Origin of the sequence: Phenylobacterium sp. Root1290, from assembly GCF_001425305.1 — a bacterium.
Classification (GTDB): Bacteria; Pseudomonadota; Alphaproteobacteria; order Caulobacterales; family Caulobacteraceae; genus Phenylobacterium.
Genome location: NZ_LMEE01000002.1, coordinates 984,518 through 1,000,228, shown reverse-complemented (window position 1 = coordinate 1,000,228; position 15,711 = coordinate 984,518). Strand labels below are relative to the sequence as shown.

The following is a 15,711-nucleotide window of genomic DNA, read 5'->3' as shown; positions in this document are numbered from 1 at the left end:
AGGCCGCATTTGCCGACTTAGGGACGTCTCGCCGCATGAAATCCCAGCTTCTGGCCGCCACGGCGGTCGCTTTGTTCGCGTTCGCGCCGGCCTCGGCCCAGGCGCCCAAGCCTGCCAAGCCGACCCCCGCCGAGGCCAAGGCCTTCGTCGACAAGGCCGAGGCCGAACTCGCCGCCTTCAACCAGTACGTGGCCAAGTCGGCCTGGGTTCGGGCGACCTACATCACCGAGGACACCCAGTGGCTGGAGGCCAAGGCTGTCGCCGAGCAGAACGAGCTGACGGCCCGCTACGCGCGTGAGGCGGCCAGGTTCGACGGCGTCGCCGCCGATCCGGTGACGGCGCGAAAGCTGAAACTTCTCAAGCTGTTCCTGGTCTCCCCAGCCCCTGACCGGCCCGGCGCGGCGAGCGAACTGGCGACCATCGCCACGCGTCTGGACTCGACCTTTTCGGCCGGCAAGTTCCAGCACGGCGGCAAGACCCTGACCCTCAACGACGCCGAGGAGATCCTCGCCAAGAGCCGCGATCCGGCCGAGCTGAAGGCGGTCTGGGAGGGCTGGCATTCGGTCGCCCCGCAGATGCGCGGCGACTACGCCAAGCTGGCCCAGCTCTCGAACGAAGGGGCTCGCGACCTGGGCTTCAAGGACACCGGCGCGCTCTGGCGGTCCAGCTACGACATGGACCCGGACAAGTTCGCGGCCGAGACCGACCGCCTGTGGAACCAGGTCGAACCGTTCTACCGCAATCTGCACTGCTATGTGCGCGGCCAGCTCAACGACAAGTACGGCGACGCCGTGCAGCCGCGGACCGGCCCGATCCGCGCCGACCTGCTCGGCAACATGTGGGCGCAGCAGTGGGGCAACGTCTACGACGTGGTCCAGCCGAAGACCGCTTCGTCGAGCTACAGCCTCGATAAGCTGTTGGTTTCAAAGGGCTATGACCCGGTGAAGATGGTCAAGACCGGGGAGAGCTTCTACACCTCGGTCGGCATCTCGCCGCTGCCGGAGACCTTCTGGCAGCGCTCGATGATCACCCGTCCGAAGGACCGCGAAGTGGTCTGCCACGCCTCGGCCTGGGACCTCGACGACCGCGACGACGTGCGCATCAAGATGTGCACCAAGGTCGACGGCGACGACTTCTACACCGTTCACCATGAGCTCGGTCACAACGTTTACCAACGCGCCTACAAGGACCAGCCGTTCTTGTTCAAGAACGGCGCAAACGACGGTTTCCACGAGGCGATCGGCGATTTCGTCGGCCTCTCGGCCCTGACCCCGACCTACCTCCAGCAGATCGGCCTGCTGGACAAGGCACCGGGCGCGGACGAGGACATCCCCTTCCTGCTGAAGATGGCGCTCGACAAGATCGCCTTCCTGCCCTTCGGCCTGATGGTCGACCGCTGGCGCTGGGAAGTGTTCTCGGGCGAGGCGACGCCAGAGCGCTACAACGACGAATGGTGGAAGCTGCGCCTTAAGTATCAAGGCCTTGCGGCCCCTGGCCCGCGCCCGGCCGACGCCTTCGACGCGGGGGCCAAGTATCACGTGCCGGCCAACGTGCCCTACACCCGCTACTTCCTGGCGCACATCTACCAGTTCCAGTTCCACCGCGCCGCCTGCAACCAGATCGGCTGGAAGGGCCCGCTGCATCGCTGCTCGGTCTACGGCGAAAAGGAAATGGGCCAGAAGTTCAACACGATGCTGGAGATGGGCGCGTCCAAGCCCTGGCCGGAGGCGATGGCCGCCTTCACCGGCGAAAAGGACGCGGACGCCAGCGCCGTGACCGCCTACTTCAAGCCGCTGAACGATTGGCTGACCGTCCAGAACAAGGGCGAATCCTGCGGCTGGTAAGCCGCCGGCGGGCGCCGAAAGAAGCTTTGCCTTAACCGTCTTCGGCGCCCGTTCGTTTACGCTGACCTGCGATGCTCCAGCAGATTCAACTCTGAACTGCTGGGGCTCCAGGCGTGGAAAAGATCACCAAGCAAGTCGCCAGGCGTATTCATGGCATGACCGGGCGAGTGAAGGCCCGGTGCGTTGCGGGGCTGCGCGACGAGCGCGGCGCGACCGCCGTCTTCTTCGCCGTGGGCCTGCTGCTGCTGGCGCCCGCCACCATGGGCCTGATCGACATCTACATGATCACCAGCCAGCGCGGGCAGCTGCAGGACGCCCTCGACACCGCGACGCTCTACGTTGCCCGCTCGAGCGCCACCGCCCCGGCGGCGATCCAGACCGCCGGCGACTCCGCCCTGCGCGCGAACCTCAAGCTGCCGACCGGCCAGGTGATCACCTCCAGCTCGTTCGTGCTGGAAGGCATCACCATCAAGGGCCGCGCCTCGATCACGCCGCCGACCGTGGGGCCGCGCCTCTGGGCCCAGGCCGACATCTCGGCCGCGTCCGACGTGCTGCGCAACTCCAACAACGTCGAAGTCGCCCTGGTGCTCGACACCACCGGCTCCATGAGCGCCCAGATGAGCAATCTGCGCACCGCGGCCAAGGATCTGGTCGACCTGGTCGTGAAGGACCAGCAGTCGCCGTACTACACCAAGCTCGCGGTCGTTCCGTACTCCTATGGGGTGAACCTCGGCGCCTTTGAGAACGCGGCGCGTGGCGCGACGAAGGGACCGACCAACATCTCGGCGGCCAGCAAGACCAACCCGGTCGTCGTCACTTCGAACAACCACGGGCTCTACGAGGGCGAGCGGGTTTACATCACCGGCGTCAAGGGTATGACGCAGCTCAACGGCAAGACCTTCGTGGCCACTGACGTCACGCAGAACACCTTCAAACTCAAGACGTGGAGCTCTGGTTCAACGAGCAACGCCAATGGCACGTCTTGGGGCGGGTACACGTCTGGGGGCACGGCGCAGTGCCGTGGCGAAGGTTGCGACGTTCATATCTTCACAACTGTGTCCAACAAGCAGAACACGTGGAACAAGACGTCGTGCGCCACTGAGCGCACGGGATCGGACGCCTATACCGATGCCGGCCCCTCATCGACGGTGGGCTGGCACTATCGCGACAATTCCGGCGCTGCGCCATGCCCCTCGGCTTCGATCATGCCGCTGTCCAGCAATAGGACCGCGTTGAAAGCGCATATCGACACGCTCGATGATGCGGGCTCCACTGCCGGTCAGATTGGTCTGGCCTGGGGTTGGTACATGGTGTCGCCAGAGTGGGCGAGCGCTTGGACCGGCTCAAGTGCGCCTGCGGCCTACGGCACGCGAGAACTGCTCAAGGTGGTTGTCCTGATGACCGATGGCGCCTTCAACACCCCCTACTGTCGAGGCGTCGCGGCAAAGGACGCCGGCTCCGGCGCGCCAAACACCGACAGTCGAATCAACTGTGATGGCACCAACGGCGATCCGTACGCACAGGCCGCCAAGCTCTGCTCGGCGATGCAGGCGAAGGGGATCATCATCTACACGGTGGGCTTCAACGTCGGCAGCGAAACTCAGGTCCAGAACCTGATGCGCAACTGCGCGACCTCGCCGGAGTACGTCTACATGCCCAACGGTGGGGCGGAGCTGAAGGTCGCCTTCCGGGCCATCGCCCAGGACATCAACTCGCTGCGGATCGCCAAGTAGACGCAGCGACCATCTCGCGATGAAACGCGCCGGGCCTCATCGCCCGGCGCGTTTTTCGTGGTGCGTCAGCCGACGCGTTCGGGGCCTTCGCCGCCTTCGACCTGCTCAGCCTGGGCCGCCAGCTTGGCGAGGCTGGCCGCGTGGCTGTCGCGGGTGATCTTGTAGAGCGAGACGCAGAGGATCGCCGCGCCGTAGAGCCCGCCCAGCACCAGCAGGTAGGTAAGGCCGAGGTTCCACACCACGCCCTCGCTCACCTCGCCCGGCTTGGCGTTCTGCGGGAAGCCGATGGCCAGGAGGATCATGCTCGAGGCGAAGATGCCGACGCCGGACACGGCCTTCTGCACGAAGGCCGAGGCCGCGAAGAACAGGCCCTCGGACCGGCGGCCGGTGCGCAGCTCGGAGTCTTCGACCACGTCGGCGATCATCGACGAGATCAGGATGGCGGAGATGATCGAGAAGCCGGTCGAGAACACGGCCTGGACGAACAGGATCGGCAGCAGGGCCGGCGAGGTGTTGTCGGGGAAGACGCCCAGCAGCCGCAGGCTGATCGGGGCGATGGCGAAGAGGAAGGACAGCACCTTGGTCATCTGCGCCGTCTGCTTCTTGCCCAGACGCTTGGACAGCGGCGCGGCGAATCCGAAGGCGAGCGCGGCGGCGATGAAGTTGGCCGCCGCCAGGATGGCGATCTGGCCGGACGGCAGCTGCCAGAAGAAGGTGTTGAAGTAGAGGTTCAGCGACAGCACCAGGCCGCCGGCCATGGCGTTGAACAGGCCAGCGCCCATCAGCACCAGGAACGACTTGTGGCTGAGAGTGCCGACCATCTCCTTGGCCAGCTGGCCAAGCGTCAGCTTGCGGGCGGGCGGGATGCGCAGCCGCGGGATCTGGTTGTGGGTGCCAATGGCCGAGATCAGGATCGCCGCGAAGATCACCGCGGCGGCGACATAGCCGTAGGTGACGTAGCCGGCCGGGTTCAGCTGGCCGATCGGGTGCTCAGCGTCGGGCGTCAGGAACACCTTCAGCGCCAGCAGGGTCATGGTCAGCCCGCCCCACCAGGCGAAGAAGTAGCGGTAGGACATGACCTTGGTGCGTTCGTCGTAGTCGGTGGTCAGTTCCGCCGCCAGGGCCGAGGAGGGGATCTCGTACATGGTGATGAAGCTGCGGATGATCACCGCGACCACGATCAGGTAGAAGAACAGCGCCTCGTGCGACCATCCCTGCGGCGGGTTCCACAGCAGCAGGTAGGAGAGGGCCACCGGCAGGGCGGCGGCGTACATGAACGGGTGGCGGCGGCCCCAGCGCGAGCGCCAGTTGTCGGACACCTGGCCCATGATCGGGTCGAGGAAGCTGTCGATGATCAGGGCGATCATGATCGCCAGACCCACGGTCGCCGAGGGCAGGCCGACCACCTGGTTGTAGAAGATCAGCAGAAGATACGAGAAGCCCTGGTCCTTCACCCCGAAGGCGACAGAGCCGAAGCCGTAGAAGAATTTGGTCGGAACGCTTAGGCGTCCTTGTTTTTGACTATCTGGTACGGCTTCAGCCACGGCGTTTCCCCTGTTCTATGTGTGCTTTTGTAAACCCGACCAGGAGAGCGAGGGAAGGGGGCGTCTCAACCTGCGCTGGCGATCACCGGTTCGGCTTCGGGCGGCGGACCGGCGTCGCCGACCGTCTTCTCGCCGGCCAGCGCCGCGACGTTGCGCTCATGGGTCTCGCGGTCGATCCGGTAGAACACCAGCACCAGGATCGAGAGCATGTTCATCCCGAAGGTGATCGGCAGGTAGACCAGGGCCAGGTGGCGCATGATCTCCGGTGCGACGGTCCCGGCCGGCGCGTGCGACGGGAAGGCGACGAAGGTCAGCAGCAGGCCGCTCATGAACACCCCGATCCCGGCGGTGAACTTCGGCAGCAGGCCGTTGGCGGCGAACAGCAGGCCTTCCGAACGGACGCCGGTCTTGACCGCGGCGTCCTCGACGATGTCGGCGATCATCGAGGAGATGATGATGTAGCCGGCGATGGCCAGGGTCGTGGCCAGGAAGGCGTCGACCCAGAGAATGGCGAACACCCACCCCGTGCCGTTCTGCGGCATCAGGCCCAGCAGGCGCAGCAGGATCGGCGCCGAGGCCGTCACCGTGGCCAGGCTGAACAGGCCGAGCATCGCGGCCTTCTTGCCGAACGCCTTGGATGTCGGCGCCGCGGCGGCCACGCCCGATACGGAGGCCAGCACTGAGGCCAGGGCCAGCATCGAGATGTTGGCGGCGCTGAGCCCCCAGAACTCCAGATAGAAGTACTGGCTGAGCGCATTGGTCATGCCTGCCGCCACGCCCGAGCACAGGCCTGACAGCATCACCACCACCAGCGAGCGGTTGGAGAGCGTGCCGCCGATCTCGCGCAGCAACTGCGGCAGGCTGGCCTGCCGCTCGGGCGGGGCGGCCAGGTGCGGGATGTGGCGGTGAGTGCCGATGGCCGAGACCAGGATCGAGGCGGCCATCACCAGGGCGGCCAGCACGCCGTACTGGGCGTATCCGTCCCGATTGAGGATCCCGCCGTTCTCCGGGCTCAGGAAGACCTGGTAGAGCACCACGTTCATCCCGAAGCCGCCGATCACGCCGAAGAAGAAGCGGTAGCTGAACAGGCTGGTGCGCTGGTGATAGTCGCTGCTCAGCTCGGGGGCGAGGGCCTGGCTCGGGACCTCGTAGAGGCTGACGCAGAGCCGCAGCAGCACCAGCATGCCGATCAGGTAGAGGCCGACGGTCTCGGGCGGCCAGTCGGCGGGAGAGTTCCAGAAGGCGATGCAGGCGACCGCCACCAGCGGGGCCGCGGCGTACATCAACGGATGTCGCCGGCCCCAGCGCGTGCGCAGCTTGTCCGACCACTGGCCGATCGCCGGGTCGATGAAGGCATCGAGGATCAGGGTGGCCATGATCGCCGTCCCCACCCACAGCGCCGGCAGGCCGATCACCCGGTTGAGATAGGGCTGCAGGACCGCCGAGGAGAGGCCCAGCGTGGCGACTCCGAACGCGACGGAGCCGAAGCCGTAGAACACCTTGGACCGGACGCTAAGACGTCCGTCCGCCGCTCGGGCCTCGCCCATGCAGTCCTCCCTGGTCGGGGACCGCGATCTCCGCCGCGGACGCCACGGCTTCGAATATTCGGTATGACCGCGGCCCTGGCAAGCGCCTAATCTCCAGAGTCAAAATCCCCTCGCGACGGGCGCCGCGAGGGGATTGGAGGATCGCGCCGCCCCGGATGGCCCGGGAGCGGCGGTCAAGGCTGGCGCGTCAGGCCTTGGGCGCGACCGGGCTGAGGTCGCCGGCCGGGCCGGTCGCCGCGGGCGAAGCCCCTTCGATCTGGGCGTCGGTGGTGCGCACCTCCATCGCCCCCTCCTGCAGCTTGCGCAGGTTCTCCTCGTGGGTCGTCTTGTCGATCCGGTAGAGGAACAGGCAGGTGATCGCGATGGCGTAGAAGCCGCCGATCGTCGGCAGGTAGATGAGCGCCAGGTTGCGCAGCAGGTCGGGGTCCACCTCGCCCGGCTTGGCGCCCTGCGGGAAGGCGACATAGGCCAGCAGCACGCCGGACGTGAAGACGCCGACGCCGGAGACGATCTTCTTGAACAGGTTGTCGGCCGAGAACAGAAGGCCTTCCGAGCGACGGCCGGTCTTCACTTCGCTGTCCTCGACGACGTCGGCGATCATCGACTGCAGCATGACCCCGGTCATGATCGCCATGGCGCCGTTGGCCATGAAGTCGATGATCAGGATGCCGAACAGCAGGTTGGTGCCGTTCTCGGGCATCAGGCCCAGGATCCGCAGGCCGATCGGCAGCAGCAGGGCGATCACCGCGCCGAAGAACATGGTGATGGCGGCCAGCTTCTTGCCGAGCTTGGCGGCGACCTTCGGGGCGGCGACGACGCCGATCACGCTGGCGACGACGCCGGTGACGGTCAGCAGCGCCAGCTGGCCCTGGGTCAGGCCCCAGAAGTAGAGGTTGAAATAGAGCTCCAGCGCGGTCTTCAGACCCAGCGACACGTTCATGAACATGCCCGAGATGGTCAGGGCCACGAACGAGCGGTTGTTCAGGGTCGCGCCCACTTCGCGCAGCATGGCGGGCAGCGTGATCTTCCGCTTCGGCGGCTGGCGCAGATAGGGGATCTGGTGGTGGGTCGCCCGCGACGAGATCAGGATGATCGTGAAGATCGTGATGGCCGCGACGATCGAGTAGGTCTGCCAGCCGTCGCGCGACAGCAGGCCGCCGGTGCCGTCGGCGTTCTGCTTCAGGAACACCTGGTAGACCAGCAGCTGCATGATCAGGCCGCCGGCCACGCCGCAGAACGAGCGGATCGCGATCATGCTGGTGCGCTGGTCGTAGTCCGAGGTCAGCTCCGCCAGCAGCGCCGACGAGGGCAGCTCGAAGAAGGTGTCGAACAGCCGGATCGTCAGAAGGCAGACCAGCATGTAGCCGAACAGCGCCTCGTTCTCCCAGCCGACCGGCGGGTTCCAGATCATGTAGAAGGCGATCGCGACCGGCAGGGCCGCGGCGTACATGAACGGGTGGCGGCGGCCCCACTTGCTGCGGGTGTTGTCCGAAATCTGGCCGACCATCGGGTCGATGAAGGCGTCGAAGATCAGCGCGATCATGATCGCCGTCGACACCATGGCCGGCGGCAGGCCGACGACCTGATTGTAGAACAGCAGCAGGAAGGTCGTGATGCCGCGCTGCTTGATGATGTTGGCGGCGGCGCCAAGGCCATAGAGGGTCTTGGTCGTGAGAGTGATCGGCGGGCGTGGCGGCAGGCCGGCGGCGGCGTCGGTCATGTCGTGAAATCCTGGACTGCGGTCAGGCCTTGGAGGGCTGGGGCGATACGGACGGGGCTTCGGGCGCCGGCGCGGGGACTGGCGCCTCGCCGGGCCCGCCCTCGAGGGCGGTGGCGGCCAGGCGGCGGAGGTTGTCCTCGTGCTTGGCCTTGTCGATGTTGAAGAAGCTGAGGCTGACGATCCCCAGGCCGAACAGGACGCAGACCACCGGCAGGTAGATCAGGCCCATGCTGTGGATGATCTCGGGGTCCACCTGGCCGCGCTTGGCGTTCTCGGGGAAGGCGACGAAGGCCAGCACCGCGCCGGAGATGAACACCCCGACGCCGGAGACCAGCTTCTTGAACAGGTTATCGGCGCTCATCAGCAGGCCTTCGGACCGGCGACCGGTCTTGACCTCGGCGTCCTCGATGACGTCGGCGACCATCGAGACCAGCAGCACGCCGGTGCCGCCGGCCAGGGCCGTGTTGATCACCGTCTCGACGACCAGCAGCAGGTAGAGCGCGCTCGTGCCGTTGTCGGGCATCACGCCGAACAGGCGCGCCACAACCGGGCTGATCCCGACGGCCAGCGCGCTGGAGAACATCAGCAGCGCCCCGGTCTTCTTGCCCAGCCGCTTGGCGACCTGCGGCGCGGTGACCACGCCGAGCGCGGCGCCCACGACGCTGACCGTGACCAGGCCGGCCAGCTGGGTCTGGGTCAGTTCCCAGAAGTAGAGGCCGAAATAGATCTCCAGCGCATTGCGGGCGCCGGTGGCGATCGCCACGAACATCCCGGTGATGGTGGCGATGACGAAGGCGCGGTTGTTGAGCGTGGCCGCCACTTCCCGGGCCATCGCCTTGAAGGTGATCTTGCGCGCCGGCGGCTGGCGCAGATACGGGATCTGGCTCTGGGTGCCGGCCGTCGACAGCAGGATGCAGCCGAAGATCAGCAGCGAGGCGGTCAGCGAATAGGAGAAGTAGCCTTCGCGGGCCAGGACCCCGCCGGTGCCGTCCGGATTCTCCTTCAGGAACACCTGATAGGCCATGACGGTCATGCCCAGGCCGCCGATCACCGCGAACAGCATGCGCAGCGAGATCAGCTTGGTCCGCTCGTCGTAGTCCTTGGCCAGTTCGGGCGCGAGGGTGGAGTGCGGCAGCTCGAAGAAGGTGTCGAACAGGCGGACGGTCAGCAGGCAGGCCAGCAGGTAGCCGACCATCTGGCCGTCGGTCAGGCCCTCGGGCGGGTTCCACAGCATGTAGAACGCCACCGAGACCGGGATCGCCGCGGCGTACATGAACGGATGGCGGCGGCCCAGGCGGGACTTGAAGTTGTCGGAGACCTGGCCGACCAGCGGATCGACGATGGCGTCGAACACCAGCGCGATCATCAGGACGAAGGTCACCGTCGTCGGCGGCAGGCCCACCACCTGATTGTAGAACAGCATCAGGAAGGTGGAGAGGCCGCGTAGCTTGACCGCATTGGCCACGGCGCCGACAGCGTAGAGCAGCTTGGTCGCCAGGCTCAGGGGCGGACGGGAGTCGGTCATGCGCGGGCCGTCTGGTGTGCGACGCGCGCACGGATGTTCGGCATGTAAAGGCCGCTGACCAATTGTTCCTCCCGCCGCGCGATCAATGCTGCGCAGCCGCCATTATGTGAGAGGCCAAACCACAGCCTTGAAGGCGTGGCCGGACGCTCCCGATCAATTGGCTAAATCGTGAGGGACGGCTTCCCTATCGTCAACGGGTTTCGTCGTCGCTGGCGGGCGCCTTACCGTTACTATGAAAGGATTTCATGCGGCGGAACGGCGCCGTGATCGATGTTCTGCAAACATTCCACGGCGGTGGCGGGCGCTTGGCCCACCACCATGCCGCACCCTAGAACTGCGACTCAGTCAGCCAGCAGCATGACCTTGCCGACGTGCGAGCCGGCTTCCAGGTAGGCGTGGGCCTGGGCCGCCTCCGCCAACGGGAAGGTCTTGTCGATCTGGGGCTTCAGCTTGCCCGCGGCGATCCACGGCCACACGGTCTGCTCGACCGCCGCCGCCAGCCGCGCCTTCTCGTCGGCGTCGCGCGGGCGCAGGGTCGATCCGGTGACCACCGCGCGCTTCATCATCAGGCGGAAGATCGGCAGCGCCACCTCGCCCCCGCCCTGCGCCGCGATGAACACGATGCGGCCGCCGGTCTTCAGGCTGTCGAGGCCCTTGGCGAAATAGTCGCCGCCGACCATGTCCAGGATCACGTCGACGCCGCCGTTGGCCTTGGCGACCTCGGCGAAGTCCTGGGCGGTGACGTCGACGCTGACGTCGGCGCCGAGCTTCAGCGCCTCGGCCGCCTTGCCGGCGCCGCGGCCGGTCGCGATCACCTTGGCCCCGGCGGCCTTGGCCATCTGTATCGCCGTTGTCCCGATGCCGGACGTCGCGCCGTGGATCATCACGGTCTCGCCGGCCTTCAGGTCGCCGTGCTCGAACACGTTGGCGAAGACCGTGAACACCGTCTCGGGCAGGGCCGCGGCCTCCAGCGCGCTCAGGCCCTGCGGGATCGGCAGGGCGTGGCGCGCGTCCACCACGGCGTATTGCGCATAGCCGCCGCCGCCGAGCAGGGCGCAGACCTTGTCGCCGACCTTCCAGCGTCCGGCGGCGACCACCACCTCGCCGGCCACCTCCAGGCCCAGCGTCTCGGGGGCGCCGGGCGGGGGCGGATAGGCGCCGATCCGTTGCGCTAGGTCGGGACGGTTCACGCCGGCGGCCTCGACCTTGATCAGGATCTGGCCGGGGCCGGGCTCCGGGCGCGCGATGGTATGCGCCTTCAGGTTTTCCGCAGGTCCTCGCCCGCCCTCCACAGCGATCGCGGTCATGGTCTCAGTCACAGGGGCGCCCTCCGGCAGGTTTTCAGCGTAGTCTCCCAGATAGTCGCCGCAGCGAGCTCGGCAAAGGGAGGACCATCGATGGATGACCCGGTGAACACCCGTATCCAGCGCGGCCAGCGCCTTGCCGAGGCCATGCGCGAGGATCTTGAGCTCTACGGCGTCGCCGAGCTGGAGGAGCGCATCGCCGCCCTGGAGGCCGAGGCCGCGCGCTGTCGTGCCCAAATTGAGCGTAAGCGCTCGGGCCGCGCCGCCGCCGACGCGCTATTCTCAAAGCCAAGCTGAGCGGCGCTTACGGATAACCGAACGTAAACGCAGATCATCGATAACGGGTGTTTACGTTTGGCATGGGGGTTGCAGACCTCCCCAGCCGAAGCCGCAAGCACCTGCGGGCGGGAATTTAGAGGCGAAGTGCTGTCATGAACGAAGGATTTGCGCCGAGCGGCGCCTGGCGAGCCGATGTCATCGCCGATTTCGCGCGATCCGAACTGTTCGACCGGACCTTCCAGGAGGGCATGGATCTGGTCGAGGAGACCGCCGGCTATCTCGACGGCTCGGGGCGGCAGGAATCCAAGCTGCTCTCGCGCAGCGCCGCCCTGGCCTATGCCGGCGAAAGCATGCGGCTCACCACCCGGCTGATGCAGGTCGCCTCCTGGCTGCTCGTCCAGCGCGCCGTGCGCGAGGGCGACATGCCCCCGGAGAGCGCGCGCGAAGAACGCTATCGCCTCGGCGCCGAAGACATCTGCCGCGGCGCGACCACCGAGGACCTGCCCTCGGGCCTGCTGATTCTGCTGGACCGCTCCGAGCGCCTCTACGAGCGCGTCCGCCACCTCGACCGCCGCATGTACATTGAAGAGACCGAGCCGGAGGACGCCAATCCGGTGTTGTCCCAGTTCGGCCGCCTGCAGGCCGCCTTCGGGGCCTGACAAGGCGCCGCCATTCATCACAGCTCGTCATCCCCGACCGCGTGTCGGGGATCCATAGTCGCCGTGTGCGCCGGAGAGCCTCGTGCCTATGGATGGCCGGGACCTAGCGGCCCGGCCATGACGATCAAGGGCTGTGGGGCGTACGCACAGCAAAAAACGCCGCGCGGGCAGCGCGGCGTTTTCGTATCTGCTCGCGGAGTGCGGTGGGCGCGCGCAAGGCGCGCCGCAGGCCTTACTTGCGGGTGAAGGCGCCGAACTTGGCGTTGAAGCGCGACACGCGGCCGCCGCGGTCCAGCAGGGTCTGGTTGCCGCCCGTCCACGCCGGGTGCGTCTTCGGGTCGATATCCAGGTTCAGGGTCGCGCCCTCTTTGCCGTAGGTCGAGCGGGTCTGATAGCTCGAACCGTCGGTCATCACGACCGTGATGAAATGGTAGTCGGGGTGGGTGTCTTGTTTCATCGCGAGGGCAACCGACGTAAAGGAGCGGCAGAAAGTTCACGGTCCGCCGCAAGGGCGGGCGCGAAGGAAGCCGCGCGTATACAGGAAAAGGCGCGGTAAGAGCAAGGGCGCTAGTTTCTATGAGTGATTTGGCCGCCGAGGCCCCTGTCGAAGGACGGCCCAGCGCCGGCGCCGCCATGGCGCAGGATCTGAGCGAAGCCGCCCAGCGTCGGACCCGCAGCCGCAACGTCGGGGCCCTGCGCGGCCTGGCGCCGTATCTCGCCCGGCACAAGGGCGACACCGCCTGGGCCGGACTGTTCCTGCTGACCGCGACCGCCTCCACCCTTGGCCTCTCCGGCGCCGTGCGGATGCTGGTCGATCACCTGACCGCCCCCGGCGCCACCGACGCCAGCGTCGCCCCGCGCTTCTGGCTGATCGGCGCCGTGGCCCTGGCGCTCGCCGCCTCCAGCGCCCTGCGCTACTTCTTCGTGACCAAGCTGGGCGAGCGGATCACCGCCGACCTGCGCAAGGCCGCCTACGGCCACATCCTCACCCTCGACCAGCCGTTCTTCGCCAAGACCCGCACCGGCGAGGTGCTCTCGCGCCTGACCACCGACATCCAGATCGTCGAGAGTCTGCTCTCGACCTCCATCTCCGTGGCGCTGCGTAACTTCCTGACCCTGATCGGGGCGCTGGTGCTGCTGGTGATCGTCAGCCCCAAGCTGACCGCCTTGATCGTCGCCCTGTTCCCGTTCGTGCTTGCGCCGCTCTTTCTCTACGGCAAGCGCGTCCGCAAGCTGACCACCTCCACCCAGGACCAGTTCGCCTCCGCGGTCGGTCACGCCGGCGAGACGCTGGATGCGCTCGAGACCGTCCAGGCCTTCGGCCGCGAGGGCGTCGGCGCGGCCACCTTCGGCGATGCGGTCGAAGCCTCGTTCCGCACCTCGCTGCGCCGCATGACCGCGCGCGCGGTCATGACCGCCCTGGTCATCGGCCTGGTCTTCGGCGGCGTCGTCTTCATCTTCTGGCTGGGCGTCCATGCGGGCCTGCGCGGCGAGATGACCTGGGGCGCGCTCTTCCAGTTCGCTTTCCTCGCCGTGATGGCGGCCGGCTCGGTCGGCGCCCTGGGCGAGACCTGGGGCGACGTGCAGAAGGCCGCCGGCGCCATGGAGCGGGTTTCCGAGCTGTTCGCCGCCACGCCGTCCATCGCCGCCCCGGCCCATCCCAAGGCGCTGCCGCAGCCGGCCCGCGGCGAGATCGAATTCGATCAGGTGCGCTTTTCCTATCCGGCCCGCCCCGACGCCATGGCCCTCGACGGCTTCTCGCTGCGCGTGGCGCCGGGCGAGACGGTCGCCCTGGTCGGCCCGTCGGGCTCGGGCAAGAGCACCGTCTTCCGGCTGCTGCTGCGGTTCTACGATCCGGCCAGCGGGACCATCCGCCTCGACGGCGTGGACCTGCGCGACGCCGATCCCGCCGAGGTGCGCGCGCGCATGGCGCTGGTCTCCCAGGATTCGCCGCTGTTCTCCGGCTCGCCGGCCGACAACATCCGTTTCGGGCGCCTGGACGCCGGCCCCGAGGACATCCGCGCCGTGGCCCGCGCGGCCCAGGCCGAGGGCTTCCTCGACGCCCTGCCGCAGGGCTTCGACACGCCGCTGGGCGACCGCGCCCGCAGCCTGTCGGGCGGCCAGCGCCAACGTCTGGCCATCGCCCGCGCCCTGATCCGCGAGACCCCGGTGCTGCTGCTCGACGAGGCCACCAGCGCCCTCGACGCCGAGAACGAGCGCCTGGTGCAGCGCGCCCTGGAGGACGCCATGGTCGGCCACACGACCCTGGTCATCGCCCACCGCCTGGCCACCGTGCTCAAGGCCGACCGCATCGTGGTCATGGACGCCGGCAAGGTCGTCGAGCAGGGCACCCACGCCGAGCTGCTGGCTAATGCCGGTCTCTATGCCCGCCTGGCGGCCCTGCAGTTCGGCGAGGCTGCGGCTTGACGTGACAATTCCTCCCCCGCTGGGGGAGGTGGATCGATGCAAAGCATCGAGACGGAGGGGGCTGCTGACTCTGTAGGCTATCCCCGCGCCTGCACAGCCAGGGCAGGGAAGTCGCTGAACACGCCCGTCACGCCTGCCGCGTAGAGCGCCTTCAGCACCGCGCCCGCGTCGCCGTGCGCGGCCGGATCCTCGCCGTTGCGTAAGTCCGCCGGCAGGAAGCGGTTCTCGGCCCGCACGGTCCACGGGTGAACCTCCAGCCCCAACGCCCGCGCCTGCGCGACCAGGGCCGTCGGCGCCCCCAGCGCCCCATCCTTCGTCGGGATCACCAGCGACCAGTCGGGTCCGACGCCGTCAGCGTATTCGGCGATGTGCTTCAGGCCTTCGGCGCTGACCATGTCGGGCCTGTCGGCGCCCACCAGCTGCACCCGGCGGGCCTTCGACAACGTCTTGAAGGTCTTCAGCGGCTGCGGTTCGAAACATTGGACGAAGACCGCCGCCTGGGCGCTGTCCAGGCCGTTGTCCTTCAGCGCCTGCGCCAGCCGTCCCTCGATGGGCAGGCCGATGGACGCGAAATAGGCCGGATGCTTCATCTCGGGATAGAGGCCGATGACGCGTCCGGTCCGGCCGCTCTCGGCCCTGGCCAGGTCGACCACCTCCTGGAAGGTCGCGATCGCCTCGCGGCCGTCGAACTTGGCGCTGGCCGGCCGCAGCTGCGGCAGCCGCTCGCGGGCGCGCAGGGTCTTCAGCTCGCTGAGCATGAAGTCCTCGGTGAACCAGCCTTCGACTCGCTCGCCGTCGATGGTCTTGATGCTCTTGCGGCCCGCGAACTCAGGCCGGTCCGCGACATCGGTGGTCCCGGCGATCTCGTTCTCGTGCCGCACGACCAGGTGACCGTCCTTGGTGACGACCAGGTCCGGCTCGATGAAGTCGGCGCCTTCCTCGATGGCCAGCCGATAGGCCATGAGCGTGTGCTCGGGCCGCTCGCCGCTGGCGCCGCGGTGCGCGATGACGATGGGCTTGCGGGCGTTTGCGGCCATGGCGGGGCTCGCCGCCAGGGCGGCGCTCGAGAGGGCGAAGGCGCGTCGGGTCAGGTGCATTGGGCGACACTAGCCGCCCAAGGTGACGCCTG

At 67.6% G+C, this 15,711-nt stretch carries 12 protein-coding genes; 5 read left to right on the top strand and 7 right to left on the bottom strand.

The window, feature by feature from the left end:
• The first annotated feature begins 35 nt into the window (after window positions 1-35).
• A complete protein-coding gene (locus tag ASC79_RS14400) occupies window positions 36-1,844 on the top strand; it encodes a M2 family metallopeptidase (RefSeq protein WP_056017672.1) in 1,809 nt (602 codons plus the stop codon).
• A 113-nt stretch (window positions 1,845-1,957) separates the two neighbouring features.
• Entirely contained in the window at window positions 1,958-3,577 is a 1,620-nt protein-coding gene (locus ASC79_RS14395; RefSeq protein WP_056017669.1) for a TadE/TadG family type IV pilus assembly protein, read from the top strand.
• Window positions 3,578-3,642: 65 nt separating this feature from the next.
• Here ASC79_RS14395 and ASC79_RS14390 read toward each other — a convergent pair whose 3' ends face one another.
• The 5 genes from ASC79_RS14390 to ASC79_RS14370 form a co-directional block, all read right to left on the bottom strand.
• Window positions 3,643-5,121, bottom strand: coding sequence for an MFS transporter (locus ASC79_RS14390; RefSeq protein WP_082532116.1), 1,479 nt, complete (start codon window positions 5,119-5,121; stop codon window positions 3,643-3,645).
• Between the two features lie 65 nt (window positions 5,122-5,186).
• Window positions 5,187-6,668 carry an MFS transporter gene (locus ASC79_RS14385; RefSeq protein ID WP_056017663.1) on the bottom strand — a complete coding sequence of 494 codons (1,482 nt, stop codon included), beginning with the start codon at window positions 6,666-6,668 and terminating at the stop codon, window positions 5,187-5,189.
• Between the two features lie 187 nt (window positions 6,669-6,855).
• Window positions 6,856-8,388 (bottom strand): MFS transporter, encoded by a 1,533-nt coding sequence (locus ASC79_RS14380; RefSeq protein WP_056017660.1) that lies wholly within the window; start codon window positions 8,386-8,388, stop codon window positions 6,856-6,858.
• Between the two features lie 22 nt (window positions 8,389-8,410).
• Complete coding sequence (locus ASC79_RS14375; protein ID WP_056017657.1) at window positions 8,411-9,913, bottom strand: MFS transporter; 1,503 nt, start codon at window positions 9,911-9,913, stop codon at window positions 8,411-8,413.
• Between the two features lie 341 nt (window positions 9,914-10,254).
• Window positions 10,255-11,232: an NAD(P)H-quinone oxidoreductase gene (locus ASC79_RS14370; RefSeq protein ID WP_056017654.1), complete on the bottom strand. Its 978-nt coding sequence runs from the start codon at window positions 11,230-11,232 to the stop codon at window positions 10,255-10,257.
• A gap of 78 nt (window positions 11,233-11,310) precedes the next feature.
• On the opposite strand from ASC79_RS14370, the gene ASC79_RS14365 reads away from it, so the two are divergent.
• Both ASC79_RS14365 and ASC79_RS14360 read left to right on the top strand, forming a co-directional pair.
• Complete coding sequence (locus ASC79_RS14365; protein ID WP_056017651.1) at window positions 11,311-11,514, top strand: DUF1192 domain-containing protein; 204 nt, start codon at window positions 11,311-11,313, stop codon at window positions 11,512-11,514.
• Between the two features lie 134 nt (window positions 11,515-11,648).
• Window positions 11,649-12,155 carry a DUF1465 family protein gene (locus ASC79_RS14360; protein ID WP_056017648.1) on the top strand — a complete coding sequence of 169 codons (507 nt, stop codon included), beginning with the start codon at window positions 11,649-11,651 and terminating at the stop codon, window positions 12,153-12,155.
• Between the two features lie 232 nt (window positions 12,156-12,387).
• Here ASC79_RS14360 and rpmE read toward each other — a convergent pair whose 3' ends face one another.
• Window positions 12,388-12,612 (bottom strand): 50S ribosomal protein L31, encoded by a 225-nt coding sequence (rpmE, locus tag ASC79_RS14355; protein ID WP_056017645.1) that lies wholly within the window; start codon window positions 12,610-12,612, stop codon window positions 12,388-12,390.
• 119 nt (window positions 12,613-12,731) lie between these two features.
• Between rpmE and ASC79_RS14350 the strand changes: the two genes are divergently transcribed.
• Complete coding sequence (locus tag ASC79_RS14350; RefSeq protein ID WP_056017642.1) at window positions 12,732-14,582, top strand: ABC transporter transmembrane domain-containing protein; 1,851 nt, start codon at window positions 12,732-12,734, stop codon at window positions 14,580-14,582.
• Window positions 14,583-14,659: 77 nt separating this feature from the next.
• Here ASC79_RS14350 and ASC79_RS14345 read toward each other — a convergent pair whose 3' ends face one another.
• Complete coding sequence (locus ASC79_RS14345) at window positions 14,660-15,679, bottom strand: glycerophosphodiester phosphodiesterase (protein WP_056017639.1); 1,020 nt, start codon at window positions 15,677-15,679, stop codon at window positions 14,660-14,662.
• Window positions 15,680-15,711 lie beyond the last annotated feature (32 nt).